The organism is Lelliottia sp. GFLA7, assembly GCF_056490165.1.
Map to the genome: position 1 here is coordinate 1 of NZ_JBWLAQ010000122.1, position 392 is coordinate 392.

Here is a 392-nt window from a genome sequence, read left to right on the forward strand (position 1 = left end):
CTCCCGCAGCATGTCGATCTGCTTGTCGTAGGTGGGTGAATTGGTCATCACGCGATAGCTGCGGTCGTGCCAGACGTTGGCGACGCCGCCGTCGACATACTCGACGATCGCCGAGTCGCCAGTGGCATCGTCGAGCGCCAGATGGACGGCGGGCACCTCGCCCGTGGCCGGATCCCCCAGCGGCACCACCTGAACCTTGGTCTCGTCGATCCACGCGACGGCATCCGCGACGGTCGCGAAGTTGTCGAGGAAGTACTGCAGCCAGATCGCCATGCTGAGCGCCGGCCGCGACTTGTCGAATGTCCCGTACTCGGATTCGGTGAGCCAGAGGATGTGTCCGGACAAGCCGGCCTCGTTGATCCCGTCGACGGACATCATGTCGAAGGCGCCGG

Annotated in this window: 1 protein-coding gene; it reads right to left on the reverse strand. The window is 64.8% G+C overall.

Going from position 1 to position 392, the window contains the following annotated elements:
• The coding region (locus tag AC07RN_RS21460; RefSeq protein WP_478337297.1) for a linear amide C-N hydrolase at positions 1-378 on the reverse strand (378 nt) is incomplete at its 3' end.
• Positions 379-392: the final 14 nt, after the last annotated feature.